The organism is Nitrosospira sp. Nl5 (assembly GCF_900102495.1).
Taxonomy (GTDB): domain Bacteria; phylum Pseudomonadota; class Gammaproteobacteria; order Burkholderiales; family Nitrosomonadaceae; genus Nitrosospira.
On the sequence record NZ_FMVQ01000022.1, the window covers coordinates 1 to 23,611 of the forward strand.

The window sequence follows — 23,611 nt, forward strand, 5'->3', positions numbered from 1 at the left end:
AACGGATGCATGCCAGCCGCAGTGCTTATCGATCCCGCTTCGGGCATGCGGATGAGGATCATGATGCCGATGTTGCCCATGATGCCCATGCCCATCCGTTCCCGCGCAGTCATACGTTTAGGTTTTTAAATAGACTGATGTTTAAATGGAAGAAAAATCCTAACCGAAAAAGTCACCGTAAAGGAGAACGATAATGCGAGCACTTACTTATCATGGCAGCCATGACGTCAGAGTCGATACGGTACCCGATCCCATACTCCAGGAACCGGATGATATAGTTCTTAAAATTACCGCTACCGCAATTTGCGGCTCGGATTTACATTTATATCGGGGCAAAATGCCGGAACTCGAGGACGGTGACATCCTGGGCCATGAGTTTATGGGCGTGGTTGTTGAAGCCGGATCGGAGGTGACGAAGCTACGGAAAGGCGATCGGGTGGTGGTTCCATTCGTTATTGCGTGCGGTCACTGTTTCTTTTGTGAAAGACAATTATTCTCGGCATGCGAAACCACTAACCCGGATCGCGGCGCAATCCTGAACAAAAAAAACGTGCGCTCAGGTGCGGCACTTTTCGGCTATACCCACCTGTATGGAGGAATACCGGGCGGCCAGGCGGAATACGTGCGAGTGCCAAAAGCCAATGTAGGGCCGATTAAAATCCCCGATACGCTGGTCGACGAGCAAGTGCTGTTCTTAAGCGACATTTTACCCACTGGATATCAGGCAGTTGTTAACGCGGATATTGGCCCCGGTTCAAGCATTGCCATTTTCGGCGCGGGTCCTGTCGGTTTAATGACAGCGGCCTGCGCTCGCATGCTGGGAGCAGAAAAAATTTTCATGATCGACCATCATCCCTATAGGCTTGAATTTGCCCGTCAAACCTATAACGTTTTTCCTATCAATTTTGATCAAGTTGATCCTGCTGAAGTCATTATCGAGAATACTGCCCTCAGAGGAGTTGACGCCGCTATCGATGCGATAGGCTTTGAAGCGAAAGGCAGTGCGCTCGAAACCGTAATGACCAACCTGAAACTGGAGGGCAGCAGTGGAAAAGCGCTACGTCAATGTATCGCAGCGGTACGCCGTGGAGGCACCGTCAGCGTACCTGGCGTTTATGCGGGTTTTATACACGGATTTCTTTTCGGCGACGCTTTTGAGAAAGGGCTGACATTCAAGATGGGTCAGACGCACGTACAACATTTTTTGCCTGAGCTGCTCGGGTATATTGAATCCGGAAAATTACGTCCGGATGTCATCATCAGTCACCGTATGCCACTTGCCGAGGCTGCCGATGCTTACAGAATTTTCGACAAAAAAGAAGAGGACTGCCGCAAAGTTGTCCTGACACCCTGAAATTCCTTTTCCACTAGTCGTTACGTTCCTACTGGACCGACTTCGGGTTCCGGTTCTCAAGCGGCTTCTCTCCATCACCGTTCCTTTTAGACCGGGCAGCCTTCCCAGTCTCGTCTGTTTCAACAGGCGTTCCCTCAATATGACGGCATCACAACAGTATCCAGCCGTTTTCAAATTCCACAGATCGATCAAGCGAATGTGCAATTCGCAGTAAGGCACGTCTGCTTTCCCCGAAAGGGACATGAATGTACGTTATCGCACAGTAACGTTCGCCAAAAACCTGAATCATTGCAGCGTTTGTAATCACCCCCCGCTTAAAGCGGCATTCCTGTCGATGCGTAAAAGAACAAAGCGAGATTGCGCCTTCAAGGCCGCAAAGCTTGCATCGAGTATTTCCAATGAACGCAACTTCTAAAAAAATATTTGCTTCTTACTGGCAGGCGGGCTATGAGGGCGCGGATCATATCAATAGGGCCGGCATACCGTTATCCATGAATGACACGACGCAACATACGACTCGCGCATATGACGACTACCTGTTGTTAAAGGAATTTGGAATTAAGACGGTGCGCGAGAGTGTCGGCTGGCGATCGGTTGAAAAAGACGGAAATTTCAATTTCTCATCCATCGAGTTACGGGCGCGTGCGGCCGAGGAACTGGGATTACAGGTGATATGGACGTTGTGCCATTACGGCTGGCCAGACGACATCAACGTGTATTCCTCCGCTTTTGTCGATCGGTTTTCGCGATATTGCCAGTATGCAGTGGACTACCTTGAATCATTTTCCAATATCAGTCCTGTCTACTCGCCGATTAATGAGATTTCCTTTGTAAGCTGGGCCGCCGCACACAACCTTTTCGGATGCTCGGACCTTAACGGAGATGGCGGTATCGAACTGAAACGCCAGCTGGTGCGCGCCACTTTGAAGAGTTGCGAAACGATCTGGCAAACCAGCCCGTCCGCACGCATTCTGCACTGCGATCCGCTAATACATGTTATCGCTCCGCCCGATCGACCCGATCTCGTTAATCGTGCGCTGGCGTATCGGGAATCCCAGTTCGATGCTTGGGATATGCTGTGCGGGATCAAGAATCCGGAACTAGGCGGGGCCCCACATTTTCTGGATCTGATTGGGGTCAACTACTACCACAGTAATCAATGGGAACTCGATGGCAATAGCCTTTGGTGGCACCTGGATCATCCCCGCCGCGCTCCCTTACACAGTCTTTTAAGCGAAATTCATCAGCGATACCAACGACCGATCGTCTTGTCAGAAACCAGCCATGTCGGAAGTGGCCGAGGCGCCTGGATCAGGGAAGTTGCCCAGCAAGCTGTTACGGCCAGGCAACACGGCGTCGATCTGCATGGCATTTGTCTTTATCCCATTGTGGACCGGCCCGATTGGGAAAACCCCCATCAATGGCATAGAAGCGGTTTATGGGAAGTGAATACGCAGGGAAACGAAGAAAAACATTATGAACGCGTGTTGACTGAATCCTACGCTGCCGGGCTACGCAATGCACAACGCCTGACACAACGCTTTTTTCCACATTACTTTCCAACTCAAGCCCCACTCGACCTTCCAGGAGTCACAATGACGACCATTATTGTCTTTTCCCATCTCCGCTGGGACTTTGTCTATCAACGGCCGCAGCATCTTCTATCAAGGCTGGCTGAGAATTACAAAATCGTTTTTTTTGAAGAACCGGTTTACAGCGAGCATGGGAGTTCGTTGGAGACTTATGTTCCCGCGCCAAATATCACCGTATTCAAGCCGCATACACCGGTTTCAGCGCCGGGTTTTCACGATGAACAATTGCCGCATTTAATTAAGCTGATTCGGCAATTTGTTGTCACCGATGAAGAACACATTGCCTGGTTCTATACGCCGATGGCATTACCTCTGCTGCAGGAGCTTGATCCCTCTCTGGTCGTCTACGACTGCATGGACGAACTCGCTGCTTTCAAGAATTCCCCAAAACAGATGCTGCAGCGCGAAAATGCATTACTGAAAGTTGCCGACCTTGTCTTTACCGGAGGCCCGAGCCTTTATCGCGCAAAGCGGGAACGCCATGCAAATGTCCACTGTTTTCCGAGCAGCGTCGATGTCGTGCACTTTGAGCAGGCGCTCGACCGTACCAATACGCATCCGGCACATGAGGATATACCCGGACCAAGACTGGGCTATTATGGAGTAATCGATGAGCGGATTGATACCGAACTTATCGCCCTGATTGCTGATGCGCATCCCCAATGGCAGATTGTCCTGGTGGGACCGGTTGTAAAAATCGACTCCGCCAGCTTACCCCAGCGTCATAATATCCATTACTTGGGGCAACAGCCGTATAAAGCGCTGCCGCATTTTCTGGCGGGCTGGAATGTATGTTTGTTGCCATTCGCGTTAAATGAATCGACACGCTTTATCAGTCCCACAAAAACACTCGAGTACATGGCAGCGGAATTGCCAATCGTCAGTACGACAGTTCCCGATGTTCTGGAGCTTTACGGTGAAATCGTCTCCATCGCAGATTCCGCGCAGGCTTTTATCAGAGCATGTGAAAACGCCTTACTGACAACCCCGGAGCAGCATAAACAAGAAACCCTCAAGATGAGAGAAATGATATCGGCAACCTCGTGGGATACCACCGCGGAAAAGATGTGCGAATTGATGGAATTCACAAACACGGAAAAGGTCAAGTCAGGCAAGCCCGTGCAGACATTGCTCGAACAAGGGCTGCCTCTTAATCATGCAATTCAGCCAGCGCCGGTGGAGAACAAAAAATGCGTCATCATCGGCGCCGGGCCCACCGGCCTGAGCGCAGCTTATCACCTCGACGACGACGTCCTCTTGCTGGATAAGAATCCGACAGTCGGGGGATGGTGCCGCTCGATCCAGGACAAAGGCTTTACCTTTGATCACGCGGGACACATCATGTTCTCGAATGATGCTTATGTTCAGCAGCTTTATAAGCTTTTACTTGGCAACAACGTCCACTGGCAAAACCGTGAAGCGTGGGTGTACAGCAAAGGTGTCCATACGCGCTATCCGTTTCAGGGCGCACTGTATGGCTTGCCTCCCAATGTAATCAAGGAGTGCATTGCGGGGGCAATTGAAGCACGCTACGGCACCTTGAAAAACTCGGACTCCAGCCCGATTCCGGGAAATTGCCCTTCCACCGGCCGAGGGGCTTCGGAATTATCCGATTGCTGTGCTGACGGAACGGTGCCGGTTGCCGGCAAAATGCCTTTGCAAGAAGAATCATCGATTCCGAAGAACAAAGCGGAGAATTTTGAAGAATTTATTTACAGGACATGGGGATCGGGCATCGCGAAACATTTCGCAATTCCCTACAACAAAAAATTTTGGACAGTTTCCTTAACGGAAATGGAAACTTCCTGGCTTGGCGGACGCGTGCCGTTGCCTGACCTGGAAGAAATTATTGAAGGGGCGCTCGAGCCTGTCGCGAAGCCGATGGGACCCAACGCGCGCTTTGGCTACCCTTTGCGCGGTGGTTTTCAAGCAATGATGTCCGGGTTTCTTCCTCATATCAAAGGCACAATTGAACTCAATACCGAAGTGGCGCGAATATCTCCCGGCCAGCATTTAATCACGCTTGGGGACGGCCGCCGTTTTCGTTATGAGAACATGATCAGCACAATGCCGCTACCTGAGTTGATACGCATTATGCAGGACGAGGCACCGCAACACGTCAGGAAGGCTGCGGCAGCATTGCGCCGTGTCTCCGTGCGCTGTGTCAATCTTGGTATCGGGCGCGAAAATATTACGGACAAGCACTGGATTTACTACCCTGAGGACACGATTTTCCACCGCATTTTTCTTCAGGGAAATGCAAGCCCCTGCTGCAATCCACCCGGCGGCTTTGGCCTGACATGTGAAATTTCCTATTCGCCATCCAAGCCTCTTCCGTGCGATGGCAAGGAATTAATCGCTCGATGCGTGGAAGATTGCATCAAGGTCGGCATGTTGACGCGAGACGACAAGATAATTACGGCCAATCTGGTGGATATGCCATACGCGTATGTCGTATACGACCATGCCAGGGCCCACAGTGTGGAAACCATTAAAAACTGGCTCTTGCAGCGGGATATTGTTTTAGCCGGCCGTTACAGCGAATGGGAATATTACAACTCCGACCATGCCTTTCTTGCGGGAAAAAAAGCTGCCGGCCTGATCAAAGCGTTAAGACCGGAAAAGAAAATGTATGTCAGCTAAGTAAATGAATACAAACTCTTATTCCCTTCCTTATGATAATAGACGCACATATTCATTGTTCTGGCGAAGAAACAGCAGATGATGTTTTGCGGGCATTGGACCAGGCAGCGGTGGATAAGGCCATACTGCTGGCGCCCTTTTTAAGCGGCGGCTATTCATTGCATGACAGCGATTCCCTGCACTCGGCCAATCGCCATCTGGCGCGGTTGATTGCCAATCATACGGACCGGCTAATCGGGTTTGCGGTAGTAAATCCATCACTTGATAATGCATGCGAAGATCTGCGCGATGCGCACGATCTCGGTTTACATGGTCTTAAAATGGTACCGGCGGGATGGTACCCATATGATGATTGCGCACATCGAATTTATGAAACAGCATCGCGCTTAACTATGCCGATCCTGTTTCATAGCGGTATTTTCATTGACGGCAAATCCGGTCGCTTCTGCCGCCCGGCTTTTTATGAAGCCATACGGGATCATGCCGGATTGCGCGTCACCCTGGCGCATCTGGGATGGCCATGGTCCGATGAAGCAAATGCCGTGGGCTTGATCGACCTTATCAATGGCATATCACCTGATGATAGTCAATTCCGGTTTGATATCTCTTTTGGCGCACCCCCTGTTTACCGGTTGGAAGTCCTCCGAAAAGCGATTGCCGTTCTGACGCCGGAGTTGTTGCAGTTCGGCAGCGATGTGTTTATGCCTTGTAGTGGCGAGTTGATCAAGAACAGGATTGATGAAGTCTCTGCGCTGTTGGATCAACTTGATGTGGATAAACACAGCCGCGAACGAATCATGGGAGGAACGGCAGCCGCTTGGCTAAGAGCAAATTGATATGAAAATAATATCGACTGCGGAGCGTCCGATTAACTTGCTGCAAATTATTGGCGGCGCCATTGTGGGCGGAATGGAAACGTATGTTTTGCGATTGCTTCAGCGCCTTCCGCGCGATGCCTTTAATGTTACCTGCCTGTGCATATCGGAGAGCCGCATTACATCCCAGTTGCGCGATATCGGTTGCCAGGTTCATATTACTCCTTTCACCGATGATCCTGACTGGCAATCCATCCAGCTCGGCGTAAGCCTGATCAAGGCCGAGGCAATTGACGTAATCCATGGGCACCTTCCCAATGCACATTCGCTTGCGGGGATTTTGAGCCGACTGACCGAGACGCCCGCCTTGGCGACCATTCACAGTCGTTATCTCAGTATGCGGGATTTTGAAGTGCATAAATTGATGCAGACACATATTAGCGTGGTTGCGAAGACAGCGTACTTTCACGCTCTGAACCTGGGAATTCCCCCAGCCAAAGTGCGTTTCATTGCAAACGGCGTCGATACGGAAGTTTTCCGCCCGGTTACGAAGACTGACTATCTTCATTCCATCATTAATGTGGTTGCAGGAACCCCCCTGATTGGGTTCATCGGGCGGCTCTCCCGGGAAAAAGGTCCGGAAGTGTTTATACAAGCAGCGGGCATTGCGCACAAACGATTGCGGAACTGCCACTTTGTATTGGTCGGCGAAGGACCCATGCATGAGGAACTGGAGGACGCCATCGATAGTCTTGGTCTGCGCGATTATATTCATCTGGTTGGATTGCAAAACGATATGCCCCAGGTCTACACTTCTCTTGATCTGGCAGTATCAACGTCATATTCCGAAGGAATGCCGCTGGCAATAATAGAAGCAATGGCATGTGGTTTACCTGTGGTCGCAACAAACGTCGGTGGCGTTATCGACATTGTCGAGGTAGGTTGCACGGGATTACTGCATCGCGTCGCTGACTTTGCCGGCATTGCGGATAGTATCGTAAGCTTGATGTCGGATGAATCGACACGAATAGCAATGGGAAAAGCGGCTCGAAAACGGATCGAAGAGAAATTTGAACTTAACGATAGCGTCCGTCAAACATCCGAATTACTCAGATCGCTTATCCAGAGCGGATATCATAGCGACGGCAAATCGGGTGCTATTGACGTTCGTTTAAAACCCACTGCCTAGCAGAAACGTCTTCCCGCGCCTGTGCTTATACCTCTTGTGGCAATCGCTTGACCTCGGGGTTACGTTTGTTTTATCCGGTGGTAACCGTTGTCTTGTGCGGAAGGTGTTGATTCTTTTTTTGATCCGTGGGCATGCGCATATACCCACGTGAATTCCGCTCCCAGTAAAAAGATTTGAGCCGAGTAGTATACCCATACCAGCACGACCACTAGCGAGCCCGCAGCACCAAATCCCGAGCTGATGGCGCTTTTCCCGATATAGATGCCGATCAGGATCTTGCCTACCGTAAACAGTAGCGCCGTAACGGTGGCGCCGGCCCAGACATCCCGCCAGTCAATTTTGACCCGCGGCATAAATTTGTAAAGCATCGCAAACACGGTTGTCATTAAGGCAAAGCTGACAAGGAAATTCACCGCGGTCGCCACTATTTCAAGGTTCGAAAAAAAGGGTCCCCACCATTTTCCCAACGCAGCGATCGCCGCGCTGAACACGAGCGAAACCATGAGCAGGAAACCGATTCCAAGTATTATGCCAAATGACAGTAGCCGCGACCTGAGCAATCGCCACAGCCCTCCATTCTTATCTTTATTGGGCGCGCGCCAAATTCGGTCGAATGCATCTTGCAACTCGCCGAATACGGTTGTTGCCCCGATCAGTAGCAAAATCGCTCCGATGATGGTACCGGCGATCCCTTCCTTTGGTTCGCTAACGCTTTCAAGTAGGCCTTGCACCGCCTTCGCCCCCTGATCACCCATCAAGCCCTGCAATTGACCGAAAATTTCCCCGCGCACCGCTTCTTCACCGAAAACGAGGCCCGCTGTCGAAATTACGATCAATAAAAGCGGCGCGATCGAGAACATCGTGTAATAGGCCAACGCGGCCCCCATGCTTGGCGCATAGTCATCGCGCCAGGACGAAAAAGCGGCTTTAACGAGAGTCCAGATTTGCTTGATGTTCATAAGGAGCTCCGAAAGCAGGCGAACTGTCCCAATAGAGGAACCGACTCACGCGATACGTACGAGGTCTGCACAAACTTCCGGGAATCCGGTAACAGGAAATTGCTGCAGGGAATTGCTGCCGATCAAATCCCCCGCATTGAAGATTTCCATCTAACTGGAAGGAATTCCGGGAACCCAGCGGCAGTTATCGCCTTTTACAGCACAATAGCGCTACGACAATAGTAGGGGCCTGAACGGCCCGGGCCTTGAATTCAAAGCCCTTCCGTCCCACAAATCTGCGTAAATGAATCGGAAGAAGGAAGCAACTCAATTGCCGAAGCTGCTAATACCGTCCAAATGGATCGGGCCCGGAACCCTCACTGGTCGGACTGGGATCCCGCTCAATGAAAGACTCCGGGCCGGGCTTCGTTTCCCGCTTTTTGTCCGCGTCCGATTTCCCAGCGTCGCTCTTATGAGGCTCACCCTTTTTAATGATGCCATATTCCTGCCCCGTCGGAGTTTCCCCCCGTTTGTATTGCTCAGGCGCAGATTTTCCAATTGGGGGACTATCCATCGGGCCGCTCTGGGCATGAACTGAGCCGCATGCAAAAAGAACCAATATCAAACCTAGAACACTAAAAATTGGCTCGATAACGAGAAATAAGGAACGCGGCGCTGCGTTCCCGGATATCGCAGGATAATTCATGATAGGTCCTTTAAAATCTGTCCAGCAATAAGCGCTGTATCGAAATATTACAAAGCCTTCATTACCTCTTCAGTGCGCTACCGCACGAGACGATAAAAATCAGGATATCCGGAATTTATGATCGACGAATGAGAGTGCCGGCATTTTCTGCCTTCCGTTGCCCGGGCTGGCCCCGAGTTTCCAAATACACATCGGCTCATGGGGTAGCAGGAAGCAATAGCGTGCCAGACTACGGGGGCGCTGCTTCGGCTTCACTGTTGCATTTGATTTTCCAGGTAAGGCGCGATACCCTGACTTCCCCAAGCCGGTTCATGACCGGGAGTGTTTTTTCGTCAATTATTGTATATTCCGAGTTGCACATATTCCTGGCATCAATGTCCATGAATTCGATGGTCGTCTCCCTTGATCTCAGCCCTCCGCCGTACAGGCTTGTGATGGAGTAAATGCCGGAACCCTTTTCCGTATCGTTGGACTTGTAATCGGCCGTCATCGAACTACAACTGGCGAGGAACGGGATTGCCCACAAAGGGCTTTTCATCGATTTAGCAATTTTCGACAATCTTTTAATCGGCGGAAACAGCATAAGCTAGTGTAGTGAGTCAGAGATATCGGTACATGACCGATTCAAATGAATAAACCGTGAAGTAATGTTAAAAATGACGAGATTGGCCTCAGACAAGGCCCGAGGGGGCGCATAGTGATTCATGTGCAAGACGAGCAACGCGGTATGGCGGCAATCCAGTCATTTTTAAGTACCGATATCTCTGACTCACTACACTAGGGCGTTGCCTCAGGTTTCTTGTCGCACTTGACTTCCCATATAAGACGTGAGGACCTCACTCCCCCATTCGCATCCATGAGCGGACGCGCTTCTTCGGAAATAAGCGTATATCCCGCCATGCACAGATTTCTGGCATCAATATTCATGGACCTGACAGCCTGCTCTCTTGATCCCGGTTCCCCGTCATATAAGCTCGTAATGGAATAAACCATTGAGCCGTCTTCGGTTCTAATGGGCGTGGAATCGCTCGGCATCAAACTGCAACCCGCGAGAACGGGAAGTATCAACAATATGTTTTTCATAGGCTTAATTATTTTTTTGTCGCAAAAATTAGTACAGCTTGTTGGACACCACAAGTCCTGTCATTTAGGCTTGGACTGGAATTGCAGTCGGGATGAACAACGGTGTACTTTGGACACCGCCGGGTACCACCTTCCGCCGTACAATACTGATCCTTTTTGTATATTATTAGCCGCTGACAAGTATACCGTTTCCCGCTTACCTTCTCTTTCATTTATGTGGTCGATGCAACTGGCTCATGCATCGAGGATCATCAGGCTCGCGTTGCCGCCTGCGGCCGTTGTGTTCACGCTCATCACACGCTCGGCGGTCAGCCGGTACAGGAGAAAGTCTCCGTCGTCAGTCGCGATTAACGGCACCAGCGCCCCCTCGCGGGCGGCGAGCTCGCTTCGCAACTGGCACGCGTCCTCCGCTGGACCCGCATACAGCACCACGGCAGCTGCTCGCCTCCAGTCCGGCTCGACGCGCAACTGCTCGCGCACCATTGGAGGCAGCGTATCAACCAGCATACGTGGAATCGAGCCATCCGAGAGCAACAAACGATTGCCGGTCGCGAGCCCCGCGGCAATCTGCTCAAGCAGCGCACTCTCGTCATTGGCAACGCAGGCGACCTCGCCACGTGGCGCGAATACGAGCGTGTTGCTCTCGCCAGTCGGTCCCGGCAGAAGGATTCTGTGCATAAGCGGTGTGCATCTCGCATAATCCTTGCAGCGCTCGGCGAGCGTGCGGCGGCCAGTCCGTTGCGCCCAGTCGGCAAGCATCCGCAGCGGCGCCGGCGCACTCTGCTTGTCCTTTTCGAGAATGCTACCGAGGCGCGCGGGCGATACCGGCCCTTGCCGCAGCAGGCGATGCAAATAGAGCGGGCCTCCGGCCTTGGGTCCGGTACCGGACTTGCCCTCGCCACCGAACGGCTGGACTCCTACCACTGCGCCGATCATGTTGCGGTTGACATAAATGTTGCCGACACGTGCGCTGGTCGCAATGAAATCAACCGTCTCGTCGATCCGGCTGTGCACACCGAGCGTGAGTCCGTAACCGGTCGCATTAATGTCCCTGATTAGATCTCCCAGCCGGCCGCGGGCGAAGCGCACGACGTGCAGCACCGGACCAAACACCTCTCGTTCCAGTTCACCGATGCCGCCAATCTCGATCAAAGTCGGCGGTACAAAAATGCCATTCACGCAAACAGACGGTAGCGGCAGCTGGAACACCACGTGGCCCGTCGCACGCATTTTTTCGATATGGGAGAGCAGCATTCGCTGCGCACCGGCGTCGATCACCGGCCCGACGTCGGTGGCCAGACGTCCCGGATCGCCCAGCGCGAGTTCCCGCATCGCGCCCTTCAGCATCTCCAGCACGCGGTCGGCAATATCTTCCTGAAGACACAGCACGCGCAAGGACGAGCAGCGCTGCCCCGCGCTATCGAATGCGGATAACAGAACGTCCTGCACCACTTGCGCGGGCAGCGCGGACGAATCAACCACCATCGCGTTCTGGCCGCCGGTTTCGGCGATCAGCGGTATCTCCCCAATCTTCTCATCCTGTGAACGCTTGGCGAGCATGCGATGGATGACCTGGGCGACTTCGGTCGAGCCGGTGAAGATCACCCCGCGCACGCGTGGATCTCCGATTAACCGGGCACCAACGGTCTCGCCGCACCCGGGCAGGAGCTGCAGCGCCGCACGCGGGATGCCTGCTTCGTGCAGCAGCCTGACAGCGGTTGCCGCAATCAGCGTCGTCTGCTCGGCCGGCTTCGCGAGTACCGGATTGCCGGCGGCGAGTGCGGCACTCACCTCGCCGACAAAGATTGCAAGCGGGAAATTCCAGGGGCTGATACAGACTACCGGGCCGAGCGCCTCGGGTTGGCCGGCGCGCGCGAACTGGCGACGCACCTGCTGCGCATAATAGCGGCAGAAGTCAACCGCCTCGCGCACCTCGGCGAGCGCATTTGGCAGCGACTTGCCCGCCTCGCGCACCGCAAGCCCCATCAACACTGTGCGATGCGCCTCGAGTGCATCGGCCGCCTGTTCGAGCAGCGTCGCGCGCAATCCAGGGGGCGTTGCCTGCCATTCGGGGGCAAAGGCCTGGGCGGCCGCCAGCGCCGCCTCAACGTCGTCCTCGCTCGCCTCGATAACGGCACCGACGCGGTCGGTACGGTCAGCAGGGTTAAAAATCGGTACTAGCTCGCCAGCGATAGGGCCGCCGCCGGCGAGCATCGGCCCCGCAAGCCAACGACACTTGCTTTCGCCGGAAAATTCAGCGTCCAACCCGGTGGCTAGCACAGCCAGCGCATGCTCGCTGCTGAAATCGATACCCGATGAATTCCTGCGCTCGGCGCCGTATAGATCGCGCGGCAGCGGAATCGCCGGAGGTGGATGCGAGCCCTCGCGCTCAACCCGGGCGAGCGGGTCAGCAATCAGTTCATCCACGCTCACATTCTCGTTGACGATACGGTTGACGAACGATGAGTTTGCGCCGTTCTCGAGCAGGCGTCGCACCAGGTAGGCAAGCAGCGTCTCGTGGCTGCCGACTGGCGCATAAATCCGGCAAGGCTTGGCGAGCTGGTCTGCACCAATCACCTGATCGTATAGTGTCTCACCCATCCCATGCAGGCACTGGAATTCGTAGTCTGAGATCCCCTCTTCCCGAGCCATCTGGTAGACGGCCGATAGCGTATAGGCGTTATGGGTCGCGAATTGGGGATAGACCGCGTCTGGCGAGCTTAGTAGCCTTTGCGCGCAAGCGAGGTAGGCGATGTCAGTATGTACCTTGCGCGTATAGACCGGGTAGCCTTCCAGCCCATCGACCTGCGCGCGCTTGATTTCCATATCCCAGTAAGCACCCTTGACCAGCCGGACCATGAGCCGGCGGCTACTGCGGCGTGCGAGGTCGATGATCCAGTCGACTACGGATAGGCAACGCTTCTGATAGGCCTGGACGACGAAGCCGATGCCGTTCCAGCCGGCCAGCTCCGGGTCGAGCGCAAGCGCTTCCAGTAAGTCGAGCGAGAGATCAAGCCGGTCAGCCTCCTCTGCATCGACATCCAGCCCGATATCGTAGCGCTTCGCGAGCAGCAGCAGTGACTTCAGTCGTGGCAGCAGTTCGGTTATCACACGCCCGCGCTGTGCGCGTGTATAACGCGGATGCAGCGCGGAGAGCTTGACCGAGATCCCCGGCCCCGCGTAGATCCCGCGTCCTGCGCTCGCGCGGCCTATCGTGTGGATCGCAGCCTGGTAGGACGCGTAATAATGGCCGGCCTCGGCGGCCGTCACGGCGGCCTCGCCGAGCATGTCATATGAATAGCGATAACCATGCGCCTCACGCTCGCGGCTGCGCTCGAGTGCCTCTTCGATCGTCTCGCCGGTCACAAACTGCTGACCCAGCATGCGCATCGCAAGGTCCGCGCCCTTGCGGATCAAGGGCTCGCCGCCTTTCGCGGCCAAGCGTGTCAGCGCGGACGTCAACCTGCTCTCGCTATGGGTCGACACCAGCTTGCCTGTGATCAACAAGCCCCAGGCCGCCGCATTCACGAACAGCGACGAGCTCCGCCCGAGGTGCGAGCTCCAGTCCCCTCTGCCGATTTTGTCGCGGATCAGGCGGTCGGCGGTTTCGCGATCCGGGATGCGCAGCAGTGCCTCGGCCAGGCACATCAGCGCAATGCCTTCCTGGCTGGACAGCGAGAATTCATGCAACAATGCGTTGATCCCGCTTGCGTAGGTGCGCTTGCCACGCACTGCGGCGACCAGCTTGCGTGCACGTTCCTGCACCTGGTACCGGCTCGCGCGCGGCAGATCAATCCGCATCATCAGCTCACCCACGCTTCGCGCCTCGTCGCGCCGGTAGGCATCGGTGATGGCAGCGCGCAGCGGTGGCTGCGGAGTATGGAGCTCGGATTGGAGAGCCAAAGTCATTGTGGAAGGGGCAGAGGCTGGGTTGTCCCTTTATAAAGCAGGGCTTGGCAAATGGGGAATGCACTCACCGCCTAGTCGTACAGTCAGGTGCCAATATCCGTGAATTTGCAGTCCGCCTCCTGTTCAGCCCGATTCAAGACTGCACGGCTCATTGAAACAAGCGCGTACCGATGGCAAGAAGCCCGGAACGCTGCCGCTTGCCTCATTCGGCATTTCCAGAACGCGGCGCCACCATAATTTTTTTCAAGTTCTGACCGAAACACTATAGGAACCGGTACCGTCTGGACTATAGTGTCTCACCTGCACATAGTACGCACCGGAGGCGAGATTGGCTGCGATTCTCGAGTTGAACCCGGGACCGCTGTCATCATCCTGGGTGATGAACGTTGTTTGGCTGTCCGGGCCGAATAATGTGAGAAAGCAGTCGGTGTTTCCAGCAGTCTCGATTGTGTATATACCGGATGCGGTGACTGTAAACGTGTACATATCCCTTTCGTTCGGAGCCGAGAGAGTTCCTTGCACTGCCGGGCCGTTTACCTGAATGGTTTGAATGCCTGGTTGCGGCGCCGATCCGCTCACTGAGATACTGTAGGACCCGACTGACGAGCCGCTGTAGTGTCGCACGCGAACGTAATAGGTACCTGCCGCCAAATTGCGTTCTATTCGCGAATTCGAGCCTGGTCCGCTGTCATCATCCTCGGTAATGAATGCCGCCATGTCGTCTGGGCCATACAGGGCTGTCACGACATCAGTCGAACCTTGGGTCGCGATAACATGGCTGCCAGGTGTGGCCACGACGAAACTGTATATATCAACTTCTCCCGCCTCCCCTATTGAAGCCGAGGTAGCCGGCGCGCCAACGGTAAGCGACACGGTTCCGGGAGATGTCCCCGGCTCATCATCGTACGTATAGCCAAGGGCACGATGATCGAGAACACTTCTCGGGGTGGGGGGTGTCGCTTCATTGTCCCAAGGCGGCATCGGGTCATCCAGACCGTGCCCGGCTACGACTCCGGCGGTGCCGCTGGGTGGTAAGTAATTTGCTGTAGGATTCTCCCTTTGCCATTCCGCCCATAACCGATCGATATTGCAATGGTGCAGCCAGAACACAGGATCGTTGGGAGATGACATCGCCATCATCGATCCACCAACCCACATGTGTCCAGGATTGTGAATCACGACCTCCAGTCGATTCCGGAAACTTGTGTTGGTGCTGCTATTGGAGTTCCACGGCGCGGAATCATAGGGAACCACGTTCAGGGCGGCACTGACACCCTGCTGCGTCGGCAGTGATCCCATTGCGCCAAATGCACGGGTAAGGAAAGTGATTGTATCGCCGGAATCCCGGACCGTAAGAGTCCATTCTCCGGTCGAAAAGGCAAAGGGGCCTGTGGTAACCTGCCGGCTTGCACCCGTTCCATTGCCACCCATGAAATCGGCGTTCCACAGCGAGGCCGTAGTCGTTCTATCGACTGTCCAGTCCCAGTATGGGATGGAAACACTTGAGTCGATCTCCTCGAGGGCAAGCTCGAACCGGCGAAGATATTCGCGGTGCCACGGAAGGAAGGCTGGGCCGCGGTGGGCGGGATCATTGGGGCTGGCCATAAAGGCGGCGCGGTGTTGCGCAACGAAGGTGTCGTAGGCGCCGTTTGCCTTCAAGGCTTTCACCGCAGCGACGAATGCTGCCTTCTCAGAGGCCGTCAGGCTGGACTGATTTTTTCGGATTCCCATGTTATTCCCCCGCCTCCCTGTAGTCGATAATTTTCCTGGCTAAATCAATCAGCGAAGGTTGTGGATCAAAGGCAAGCCCTGATGCAATAAATGCTCCACCTGCATCGCGCACCGTGAAGATTCGCTCACCATCGATGTATAGCTCAGCTCCGTTCGCGCCCGCTTCGCCTTCTCCAATCCCTGCCGCAGTTCTTGCGGCAGAAGCTTCTGCCCCGGTTCGAAGGATAATCTCCCGGCCCTTATAGGTTTCTCGTTGTTCCGCCATTTTTCTTCCCTCGCAAATATAATTTCCAAGCCAAATGATCAGTCCCGCCGCATCCGGTTCGAATGCGCTGGTTGTTTTCAATATAGTTCATTTCACCAAAAATGCCGGGCGAGCCAACCTCCGGAATCTTCATCCCCGACAATTCGCTACCGTAAATCGCCAGACGGAGACACAAGGTCCAGTTCACAAACGCTTGAGGTAATTCTTCCGAAAAATCGTGAAGTGACTCAGAACAGTGATTCTGCGAAGGGGCCGGTTCAGCCCTTCCTTCGCCATTTCCCTGTTCCCATGGCAACCAGTCCCACACCCAGCAATGCCAGAGGCATAGGTTCTGGCACTGTTGTAACTTGGGTGAAAAGCGCCGAAGCGTCGGTCATTAAGATTAAATTCGTCCCGTCAATCCCATTGATGTTTCCTACCGTATTAACGCTGCACTCCAAGCCATCCAGAGTATTCGGGCCGACACCATTAATCAGGGCACCAGCGCCATTTTTAAAGCAGGAGGATGGGTCGGTTTGAGAAAATGGGACGCTAAAGGTGATCTGGAAATCCAGGCCGAAGCCTATGGGCAATCCTTCGGGAAAATAAGCCGGATCAAAACTTTCGATAATTGCTGCCAGCGTCCCGTCTCCAACTGCCGTGATGCTGTCCACAACGGGATAGTTGTCGACTCCGGATTTATCGAGACTATCCGGACCCACATTAAAGGCAGAGATTGCCGTCTGCCCTGTGGAAGCGTTAATCGTGCCAGATAATATAAGGACTGGATCGGGGTTGGTGATGTCAGGCGGCCCATATCCCGTGCCGTTGCCTGAATTGGCATTCGGTGTGGCATCGAAATATAGCCTGAAGAAGTTGTCGCCTCCGCCAATGGTATCCAACACAACATTGTTACCGAGCGTTGAGACCACCTGTTCTCGATAGCCTGCAACGAATGTCCACCGGCCACCAATGTTAACGCCACTGCTGCCCCCGAACTCATGGAGGGACGCGTGAGTGTAACTCTGGAAGACGTCACCGACAGGGTGAGCGAATATCGATGCACCACCAACCGGTGTTATCAATGTATTGCCCGCCGTCCAATTCATGCCTCGCGCGCCTATCGCAGGATCAAGACCTACACCGTCAGGATCGATGGCAACTGCACAGGCCACACCCGGCAGTACCATGCATGCGGCGACGAATAGAAATTGGTATGGTTTAAACATTGACATCTGAAGTATCGGGATCATCTGGACGGCATTATTCACCATAGACAATCATGAGAAAAAAACAACCCGAATTTATTTTTGTTAGCCAGTTAGGAAGTACCGGTAGGCACTGAAATAGCCCACAAAGACAGGCATTTCTTGATTCCAGGCCACCAACCAGAAGATGAGGTACCGGCATCACTTCATCGATGGGCATTCATAATGGAAATGGACAATTGCGGCTCCGCAAACTTCCCATTGGCATAGCCCGTCTATCCCTACCGCTTAGCTGCTTCGGCGAGTTTTTATCGCCCTGTTCCCCATAGCCACACAACTGCTCTGGTGTACATCAGTCCAATATTGATTGATTTGCTGGTGCACGTCAGTCCAATATCGTTTCATCCGTAAATCCGTAAGATGCTAAATGACCTCAGACAGCGTTTATCTGTGGCCAGTTATGTCATTCGTACTTAATCACCCTTGAGGAAAACATGACAAGTTATAAGGAAAAGAGGAACGGCCATCTGCATGCGTTGCACTGCGCATATTCAGCTGAGCCGCCATATGACGATATGGCGGTCTGAAAATGAAAACAGCATTCGGACCTTACACTGTAAGTATGGGAAAGTCGCTGGCGCCCTCAGAGTGGCTTGTTGGCGCATCGTATTGGCGAAAAGGATATGCCGCAAATCACGTGTTAACTGATTCGGCTGCGGTGATAGACGCCCAGTTATATGGCACTGTAGTTGGTACTGTCGTGGTGAAACTGGACTCGGCTGACGGGCTCTATGCGGACGAGGCCTATTCAGTTGAACTTGATGAAATGCGGCGCCGAGGCCGAAAAATAGCTGAGTTGTCCCGGTTCGTCATCATTCCCGGGCAGCCTACCAGGTCTGTCATGGGCGCCATGTTCCACGTTGTCTATTATTACGCGCACCTATTCAACAATTTCACAGATCTGGTTTGCGAGGTAGTGCCTAGTCATGTGGCGGGGCAGCGGCGGCTTTTAGGATTTTCCCAGATCGCTGGACCGAAGCACTGTGAGCGAGTAGGTGTAGAAGCCGCCGTATTGCTGCATAGAGAATTGGAATGATCATGACCGAGGCATGGATTAAACACGATGGCAAGTGCTTCCCGATACCGAAGGGAACGCTGGTCGATATTAAATGCAGGAACGGCGACAAGTTTTATGGCATTGAGGCCGGCATCAAACTGGAGGCCCTGGCTCCCTTCTGGAGACGCGAAGGAGAGGAAATACAGTATGACATTATTGAATACCGTATTTGTGCGGAGAGCTCCCATTAGCATGCCGCCCACAACTTTGCCACGAGATAGCACGTGAGAAAGAGAAGCTGGGAGCGCTCTACTTCGTGTTACCCTGACGGACGCCGCATTAAACCAAGGAAAAAGTCAGCACTGAGCACGCTTCCGTGACTTCTTGAGAGCAATGAAACAAGCAAGTAATTGAGGTGGCGTAAGTGAATAATGCCCTGCAATTCTGATGAGGTAACAAACCGGTCGTCGCAATGACGACCGGCAACGAGTGCCCATAGCTACCATTCAACATTCTGTGTGGATTGAACTTTCCCCAAACGGGGAGCAGAATGTCATAAATAGCCCGGCACTGGACGAGAAATCCTGGATATTGGGTGCCTGCCCCCAATATTCCCCACCCCGACTTACCAGTCCAAAGGCCTGAACTGCCCATTAATTCATGTGGTGGACTGGGCACTGGAATACGATCGAGAGCAGCGGCTACGCACGAGGAGGAGGAAAATGGAATACAGCGAGCAACTGATGCAGCAAGTATGGGAGAAAGCCCGTGCAAATACCGATACCAGTCCAGATCTGTGGCGCGAAGATGAGTGTGGTGCCTGGATCAACCGTCGGCATTACGGTGATACTGATTCCGACTTTGGCTGGAAAATAGTCAATGTTTCCGCTGGCGGACCGGACACCCTGGAAAACTTGCGGGCATTTCATCACCGCAACGCTTATGATACAGGCGGGCAACGCGCCAAATGCCAGGTCACGGCAGATCGCACTGGCGTAGCCGCCTTCGAGCGCACTTCCGAGCGACGCAACCGGAACGTTTGAAGCATATGTCAGGCATACCATGCGCTGGCTCGCATCCGCTCTGTCGCACTACATCAACGGGATCAAGATGTGCGTCAATGTAGAATGTCCGCCTACCCGGTTTTCCGAGGCGCGGGATGAGTAAAGTCATCGAGGATTACGGGTTCATTGGCAACATGCTGAGCGGAGCGCTTGTCGCACGGGACGGTTCGATGGACTGGCTTTGCCTCCCGCGGTTCGACTCCGACGCGTGCTTTGCGGCCCTGCTGGGAACGCCCGAGCATGGCTACTGGCGTATATCCTCCACAGATGAAGCGTGCCGGTCCAGCCGGCGCTACCTGCCTCACGCACCGATCCTCGAGACTACCTTCGAGACAAAGCACGGCAAGGTGACCCTTGTGGACTTCATGCCGCTTTCGGACGACCCCGAGAAAGTTGACGTCATCCGCCTCGTGCGCGGCGTATCAGGCCAAGTAACGATGCGGATGGAACTGGCCCTGCGGTTCGGCTACGGCAAGGCCGTCCCCTGGGTGCGAAGGCGCACCTATGGCATTCACGCAGTGGCCGGACCCGACGCGGTGGAGCTGGTGACCCCCGTGTCCCTTCACGGCGAGGACATGCGTACCGTCGCGGAGTTCGACGTGAAAGAGGGCGAGATCGTCCCCTTCACGCTCGCCTATCATCCGCTGCATCGTGAGCCCCATTTCATCGACGACGGCGAGATAAGACTCGAGTGCACGGCGGCTTGGTGGCGGGAATGGACTCACATCTGCCCGCTCTCGGAATTCGAGAGTCCCGCATGGAAGGAAGCGGTGGAACGCTCGCTCGTCACGCTCAAGGCACTCTCCTATCAGCCGAGCGGCGGCGTCGTCGCGGCGCTCACGACCTCCCTGCCGGAGGAAATCGGCGGGATTCGCAACTGGGATTACCGTTACTGCTGGATTCGCGACGCGGCCCTGACGTTATACGCCTTCATGAATGCCGGGCACTCGGACGAGGCTGGCGCGTTCAGGGAATGGCTGCTGCGTGCCGCCGCAGGCGCGCCTGATCAGATGCAGATCATGTACGGCGTGGGCGGCGAGCGCCGCCTGACTGAAATCGAGTTGCCCTGGCTGCCGGGCTACGAGAACAGCCCGCCAGTGCGCATAGGCAACGGCGCCTGCGACCAGATTCAGCTCGATGTGTTTGGCGAACTGATGGATGCATTTCATGCTGCCCGCAAGTCGCAACTTGAGCCAAGCCAGGAGGCCTGGCGGTTCCAGCAATCAATGCTCTCCCGATTGGAGGGCCTGTGGCGGGAGCCCGACGAAGGCATCTGGGAGGTGCGCGGCGGGCGCAAGCACTTCGTTCATTCGAAGATGATGGCCTGGGTCGCGTTTGATCGAGCCATCAAGGCCGTGGAGCAATCCGGCTTCCACGGTCCGGTCGAGAGATGGCGCGCGCTTCGGGAGGAAATCCATGGCGAGGTTCTGGCACGTGGCTATGACAGTGGCCGGAATACCTTCGTCCAGCATTATGATGGGCCGGCGCTCGACGCTTCGCTCCTGCTGATGGCTGAAGTGGGATTCCTGCCGCCGGAAGACCCGCGCTTTCGCGGCACCGTCGATGCTATCGAGCGCGAGCTCATGGAAGACGGGCTTGTGTTGCGCTACCGCGTCGAGGAAACCGAAGACGGACTCACGGGGCAAGAAGGCACCTTTCTCGTCTGCAGCTTCTGGCTCGCCGATGCCTATACCATGATCGGCCGCCACGATGATGCAGAGGCCCTGTTCGAACGCCTCTTGTCTTTGCGCAACGACCTTGGGCTTCTTGCTGAGCAATACCATCCCCGCCTCCAGCGCCAACTGGGGAACTTCCCGCAGGCATTCTCCCACATCGGTCTGATCAATACGGCGTACAACCTGCGCCAAGCGGCCGGCCCCGCGCACCAGCGCGCCGATCTCGGGGAGTCCCCGCGTGCGGACGATGCCTCCCGGGCAAGGGTTGCCGGTGCCCGGCACGGAGGATCTTCAGCGGACTGAGTAAGCTGCCAATAAGGGGCTACGAGGGAATCGCAAGCTGAGCAAGATGGAAGTCTCGCAACACTTAGCCGTTTCGGAGAAGCGCTCGATGTCAGGATCACTTGGATATTTGCCTGTTGCCAGGCAACTGTTCCGGTGATTACGTCGCAGCTCTACCCGCCCTTTCCTATCTCACGTGAAACTCTGCGCCTGAAATCACTACAGTCCCCACTAGAGAAAACACGAGAGTCCAGAGCAGGAAGCGGATGGCTTGCCTTGTTTCAGGCCACAGGTCGCTACCATTAGGCTCCTTATATTTCTCTTCTTCCGTCATTTCCCTAATCGTCCGTGATTTTTACCGCCATAAACGAAATGGACCCGGTAGCGATCCCGCGCGGGCCCATTATCATTGGTTCCTCTCAACCTACCAGCACTCCCAGACCAACGACAAGCACAATAATATACGTACCCCAAAACATTAAAAAGTCGTTCATGGTGTACCTCCGCGAGGTCAGTTACGTCGTTATTCTTCCCCTTTTCCCTTATTAATTCTGTGCGAAAAGCCGCATTGCAACCAGCTTTCTTTGGGTCGGTGCGTTTTTCGCTTGTACTTCGCTCCAATAAGACGACGCTTGCAGGGCGAGAAAAGGCACTTGGGGCGATCCATAGTTGATAGAAGCCCTAAGCCTGGTACAGAGCCCGCAAATCCTGCCGAGTTGAAGCTTTAGGCAGGTGATAGACAACCGTTGCAACATTGGATTTACGCGTGCAAGGAGGCCGGGCTCGTTCTGCCGGCCATATCGGATTAGACACCCTGTGCCTATGCAGCTTGAGACGATTCCCGGCGAATCGCCTTATATGGGTAGCCGCTCAGATGGGAATATGTGGATGGGGAGGTTATTCGCACACGAATAACCGCAGATGCCAGGGGGATAACAGGGACAGCGCACTGTTTCGCTCGTGGGGCAAACAGAAGGCACAAAAAACTGTGGCTATTCCCGTATCGTTTTGAGACCTCTTAATGAGAGAGGCGGCAGGGATGTCTGTCTCGCCTATGGCGATCCAGCCATCCCTACACTTTGCTTCGGGAACGCACCGCTTTTGCTCACGCATCCAGCGAGCAGGCTCACCTGGTCGAATCCATGGGGATTCCCACCTTAACCTCTCCTAAATACTAAGGATAGGTTTGTTATCCTTGCCGGCAGAAAATGTGCCATGATCAATCCGACCGGCAAACAACTCAGAATTTGATCAATCCTTACGCGGTAATAACAACTGTACTCAACTCGACAGCTCGTGCCGAGCTTTATTTTTCTGCCATAGATTGGCATTTATCAATAAATGCTTGCCGCTGAGCTTCGTTTTCGAAAGTTGGAAGGATCGCCTGCATTCCTGCACCAGAACAATTCGTTGAATTTATTTCGGGAGCCCCGCCACCGCCCCCACAACTGATCAAAGCGGCACTAAGGGCAATAATAAATACAGTATGTTTAGAACTCATTAAATTCTTCCTTTCCTCTTTAAGAATCATCAATATTGCATGGATTCAAGTTCGAAGTGCAACAGTTGGCGGTTGTCTAGTGTAGCTCACGACATTCCGAAGAATACCTCATAAGGAGCTCTAAACTCCAGCATTTTGCGTGATCCGTGGTTAAATCGCTCTACGTAATCAATGGGGTCAGATTCGATTGATCCTGAATTGTTCTGAGCGTCTGTCTCCACCCTTTGCTGCTGGCTCTACCCGTCTTTTTAATCTCTTTTGAATATTCTGTTTAAACCGCGCATTTCCCAATACCCAGGCTTTATTGGTCGCCTCTCTGATTTCGCTCATATCCTTGTCAAATATGGGTTGCTCGAATAGCTGGCGATACGCAGCCTGACGTTCCTCGACAGTTGCTCCCAAACGTTGATATTCCAGATAGGGCGTTATTAAGTCATTCGCCTGGCCCCAGGCATTGTAGCCGTAGCTTGACCATGGATATTCGAACGGATGCGCCGCCATGTTTGCACGCATGGGGTTCAGTACTATATAGCGCATGCAGATCAGTAAATACGCTTCAGTATCAATCAGGGTGGCTTTGTAGCGCCCTTCCCACAAGGTGCCGGTCCGATGGTGGCAA

General features: G+C 54.1%; 17 protein-coding genes. 8 read left to right on the forward strand and 9 right to left on the reverse strand.

The genetic code is table 11. The features are described from left to right. Positions 1-193 precede the first annotated feature (193 nt). The 4 genes from BLP45_RS13920 (at position 194) to BLP45_RS13935 (ending at position 7,593) form a co-directional block, all read left to right on the forward strand. On the forward strand, positions 194-1,354 hold the full coding sequence (locus BLP45_RS13920; RefSeq protein ID WP_090373095.1) for a zinc-dependent alcohol dehydrogenase: 1,161 nt from the start codon (positions 194-196) through the stop codon (positions 1,352-1,354). A 398-nt stretch (positions 1,355-1,752) separates the two neighbouring features. After that, positions 1,753-5,589 carry an NAD(P)-binding protein gene (locus tag BLP45_RS13925; RefSeq protein ID WP_090373096.1) on the forward strand — a complete coding sequence of 1,279 codons (3,837 nt, stop codon included), beginning with the start codon at positions 1,753-1,755 and terminating at the stop codon, positions 5,587-5,589. Positions 5,590-5,621: 32 nt separating this feature from the next. Beyond that, the gene (locus BLP45_RS13930; RefSeq protein ID WP_090373097.1) at positions 5,622-6,425 is read left to right on the forward strand and encodes an amidohydrolase family protein; all 804 of its coding nucleotides are present in this window, start codon (positions 5,622-5,624) and stop codon (positions 6,423-6,425) included. Between the two features lies 1 nt (position 6,426). Then, a complete protein-coding gene (locus BLP45_RS13935) occupies positions 6,427-7,593 on the forward strand; it encodes a glycosyltransferase (protein WP_090373098.1) in 1,167 nt (388 codons plus the stop codon). Positions 7,594-7,652: 59 nt separating this feature from the next. On the opposite strand, the gene BLP45_RS13940 is transcribed toward BLP45_RS13935, so the two are convergent. The 7 genes from BLP45_RS13940 to BLP45_RS13970 all read right to left on the reverse strand — a co-directional run bounded on the left by BLP45_RS13940 (position 7,653) and on the right by BLP45_RS13970 (position 17,433). Then, entirely contained in the window at positions 7,653-8,552 is a 900-nt protein-coding gene (locus tag BLP45_RS13940; protein WP_090373099.1) for a YihY/virulence factor BrkB family protein, read from the reverse strand. Positions 8,553-9,466: 914 nt separating this feature from the next. Continuing rightward, positions 9,467-9,775: a hypothetical protein gene (locus BLP45_RS13950; protein ID WP_143002452.1), complete on the reverse strand. Its 309-nt coding sequence runs from the start codon at positions 9,773-9,775 to the stop codon at positions 9,467-9,469. A 239-nt stretch (positions 9,776-10,014) separates the two neighbouring features. Further along, on the reverse strand, positions 10,015-10,320 hold the full coding sequence (locus BLP45_RS14470) for a hypothetical protein (protein ID WP_143002453.1): 306 nt from the start codon (positions 10,318-10,320) through the stop codon (positions 10,015-10,017). 234 nt (positions 10,321-10,554) lie between these two features. Then, positions 10,555-14,229: a trifunctional transcriptional regulator/proline dehydrogenase/L-glutamate gamma-semialdehyde dehydrogenase gene (putA, locus tag BLP45_RS13955; protein ID WP_090373102.1), complete on the reverse strand. Its 3,675-nt coding sequence runs from the start codon at positions 14,227-14,229 to the stop codon at positions 10,555-10,557. 243 nt (positions 14,230-14,472) lie between these two features. Beyond that, positions 14,473-15,960, reverse strand: a complete 1,488-nt coding sequence (locus BLP45_RS13960; protein ID WP_090373103.1) for a DVUA0089 family protein — start codon at positions 15,958-15,960, stop codon at positions 14,473-14,475. A gap of 1 nt (position 15,961) precedes the next feature. Then, positions 15,962-16,306 (reverse strand): hypothetical protein, encoded by a 345-nt coding sequence (locus BLP45_RS13965; protein WP_090373104.1) that lies wholly within the window; start codon positions 16,304-16,306, stop codon positions 15,962-15,964. 176 nt (positions 16,307-16,482) lie between these two features. Beyond that, complete coding sequence (locus tag BLP45_RS13970; protein ID WP_176754768.1) at positions 16,483-17,433, reverse strand: PEP-CTERM sorting domain-containing protein; 951 nt, start codon at positions 17,431-17,433, stop codon at positions 16,483-16,485. A 568-nt stretch (positions 17,434-18,001) separates the two neighbouring features. On the opposite strand from BLP45_RS13970, the gene BLP45_RS13975 reads away from it, so the two are divergent. The 4 genes from BLP45_RS13975 to BLP45_RS13990 all read left to right on the forward strand — a co-directional run bounded on the left by BLP45_RS13975 (position 18,002) and on the right by BLP45_RS13990 (position 21,512). Continuing rightward, positions 18,002-18,508: an N-acyl amino acid synthase FeeM domain-containing protein gene (locus BLP45_RS13975; RefSeq protein ID WP_090373106.1), complete on the forward strand. Its 507-nt coding sequence runs from the start codon at positions 18,002-18,004 to the stop codon at positions 18,506-18,508. A gap of 2 nt (positions 18,509-18,510) precedes the next feature. Then, positions 18,511-18,720, forward strand: coding sequence for a hypothetical protein (locus tag BLP45_RS13980; protein ID WP_090373107.1), 210 nt, complete (start codon positions 18,511-18,513; stop codon positions 18,718-18,720). Positions 18,721-19,191: 471 nt separating this feature from the next. Further along, positions 19,192-19,512: a hypothetical protein gene (locus BLP45_RS13985; RefSeq protein WP_090373108.1), complete on the forward strand. Its 321-nt coding sequence runs from the start codon at positions 19,192-19,194 to the stop codon at positions 19,510-19,512. A 116-nt stretch (positions 19,513-19,628) separates the two neighbouring features. Then, positions 19,629-21,512 (forward strand): glycoside hydrolase family 15 protein, encoded by a 1,884-nt coding sequence (locus BLP45_RS13990; RefSeq protein ID WP_090373109.1) that lies wholly within the window; start codon positions 19,629-19,631, stop codon positions 21,510-21,512. Between the two features lie 1,285 nt (positions 21,513-22,797). On the opposite strand, the gene trbK is transcribed toward BLP45_RS13990, so the two are convergent. Both trbK and BLP45_RS14700 read right to left on the reverse strand, forming a co-directional pair. Further along, the gene (trbK, locus tag BLP45_RS13995) at positions 22,798-23,022 is read right to left on the reverse strand and encodes an entry exclusion lipoprotein TrbK (RefSeq protein WP_256327846.1); all 225 of its coding nucleotides are present in this window, start codon (positions 23,020-23,022) and stop codon (positions 22,798-22,800) included. 147 nt (positions 23,023-23,169) lie between these two features. After that, positions 23,170-23,611 (reverse strand): transposase (locus BLP45_RS14700; protein WP_371128762.1); only part of this gene is annotated, 442 nt, incomplete at its 5' end.

Coding starts and splice junctions, on each gene's coding strand:
- BLP45_RS13920 (WP_090373095.1), top strand. CDS start 194: ATGCGAGCACTTACTTATCATGGCAGCCATGACGTCAGAGTCGATACG.
- BLP45_RS13925 (WP_090373096.1), top strand. CDS start 1,753: ATGAACGCAACTTCTAAAAAAATATTTGCTTCTTACTGGCAGGCGGGC.
- BLP45_RS13930 (WP_090373097.1), top strand. CDS start 5,622: ATGATAATAGACGCACATATTCATTGTTCTGGCGAAGAAACAGCAGAT.
- BLP45_RS13935 (WP_090373098.1), top strand. CDS start 6,427: ATGAAAATAATATCGACTGCGGAGCGTCCGATTAACTTGCTGCAAATT.
- BLP45_RS13940 (WP_090373099.1), bottom strand. CDS start 8,552: ATGAACATCAAGCAAATCTGGACTCTCGTTAAAGCCGCTTTTTCGTCC.
- BLP45_RS13950 (WP_143002452.1), bottom strand. CDS start 9,775: ATGAAAAGCCCTTTGTGGGCAATCCCGTTCCTCGCCAGTTGTAGTTCG.
- BLP45_RS14470 (WP_143002453.1), bottom strand. CDS start 10,320: ATGAAAAACATATTGTTGATACTTCCCGTTCTCGCGGGTTGCAGTTTG.
- putA (WP_090373102.1), bottom strand. CDS start 14,229: ATGACTTTGGCTCTCCAATCCGAGCTCCATACTCCGCAGCCACCGCTG.
- BLP45_RS13960 (WP_090373103.1), bottom strand. CDS start 15,960: ATGGGAATCCGAAAAAATCAGTCCAGCCTGACGGCCTCTGAGAAGGCA.
- BLP45_RS13970 (WP_176754768.1), bottom strand. CDS start 17,433: ATGTTTAAACCATACCAATTTCTATTCGTCGCCGCATGCATGGTACTG.
- BLP45_RS13975 (WP_090373106.1), top strand. CDS start 18,002: ATGAAAACAGCATTCGGACCTTACACTGTAAGTATGGGAAAGTCGCTG.
- BLP45_RS13980 (WP_090373107.1), top strand. CDS start 18,511: ATGACCGAGGCATGGATTAAACACGATGGCAAGTGCTTCCCGATACCG.
- BLP45_RS13985 (WP_090373108.1), top strand. CDS start 19,192: ATGGAATACAGCGAGCAACTGATGCAGCAAGTATGGGAGAAAGCCCGT.
- BLP45_RS13990 (WP_090373109.1), top strand. CDS start 19,629: ATGAGTAAAGTCATCGAGGATTACGGGTTCATTGGCAACATGCTGAGC.
- trbK (WP_256327846.1), bottom strand. CDS start 23,022: ATGATTCTTAAAGAGGAAAGGAAGAATTTAATGAGTTCTAAACATACT.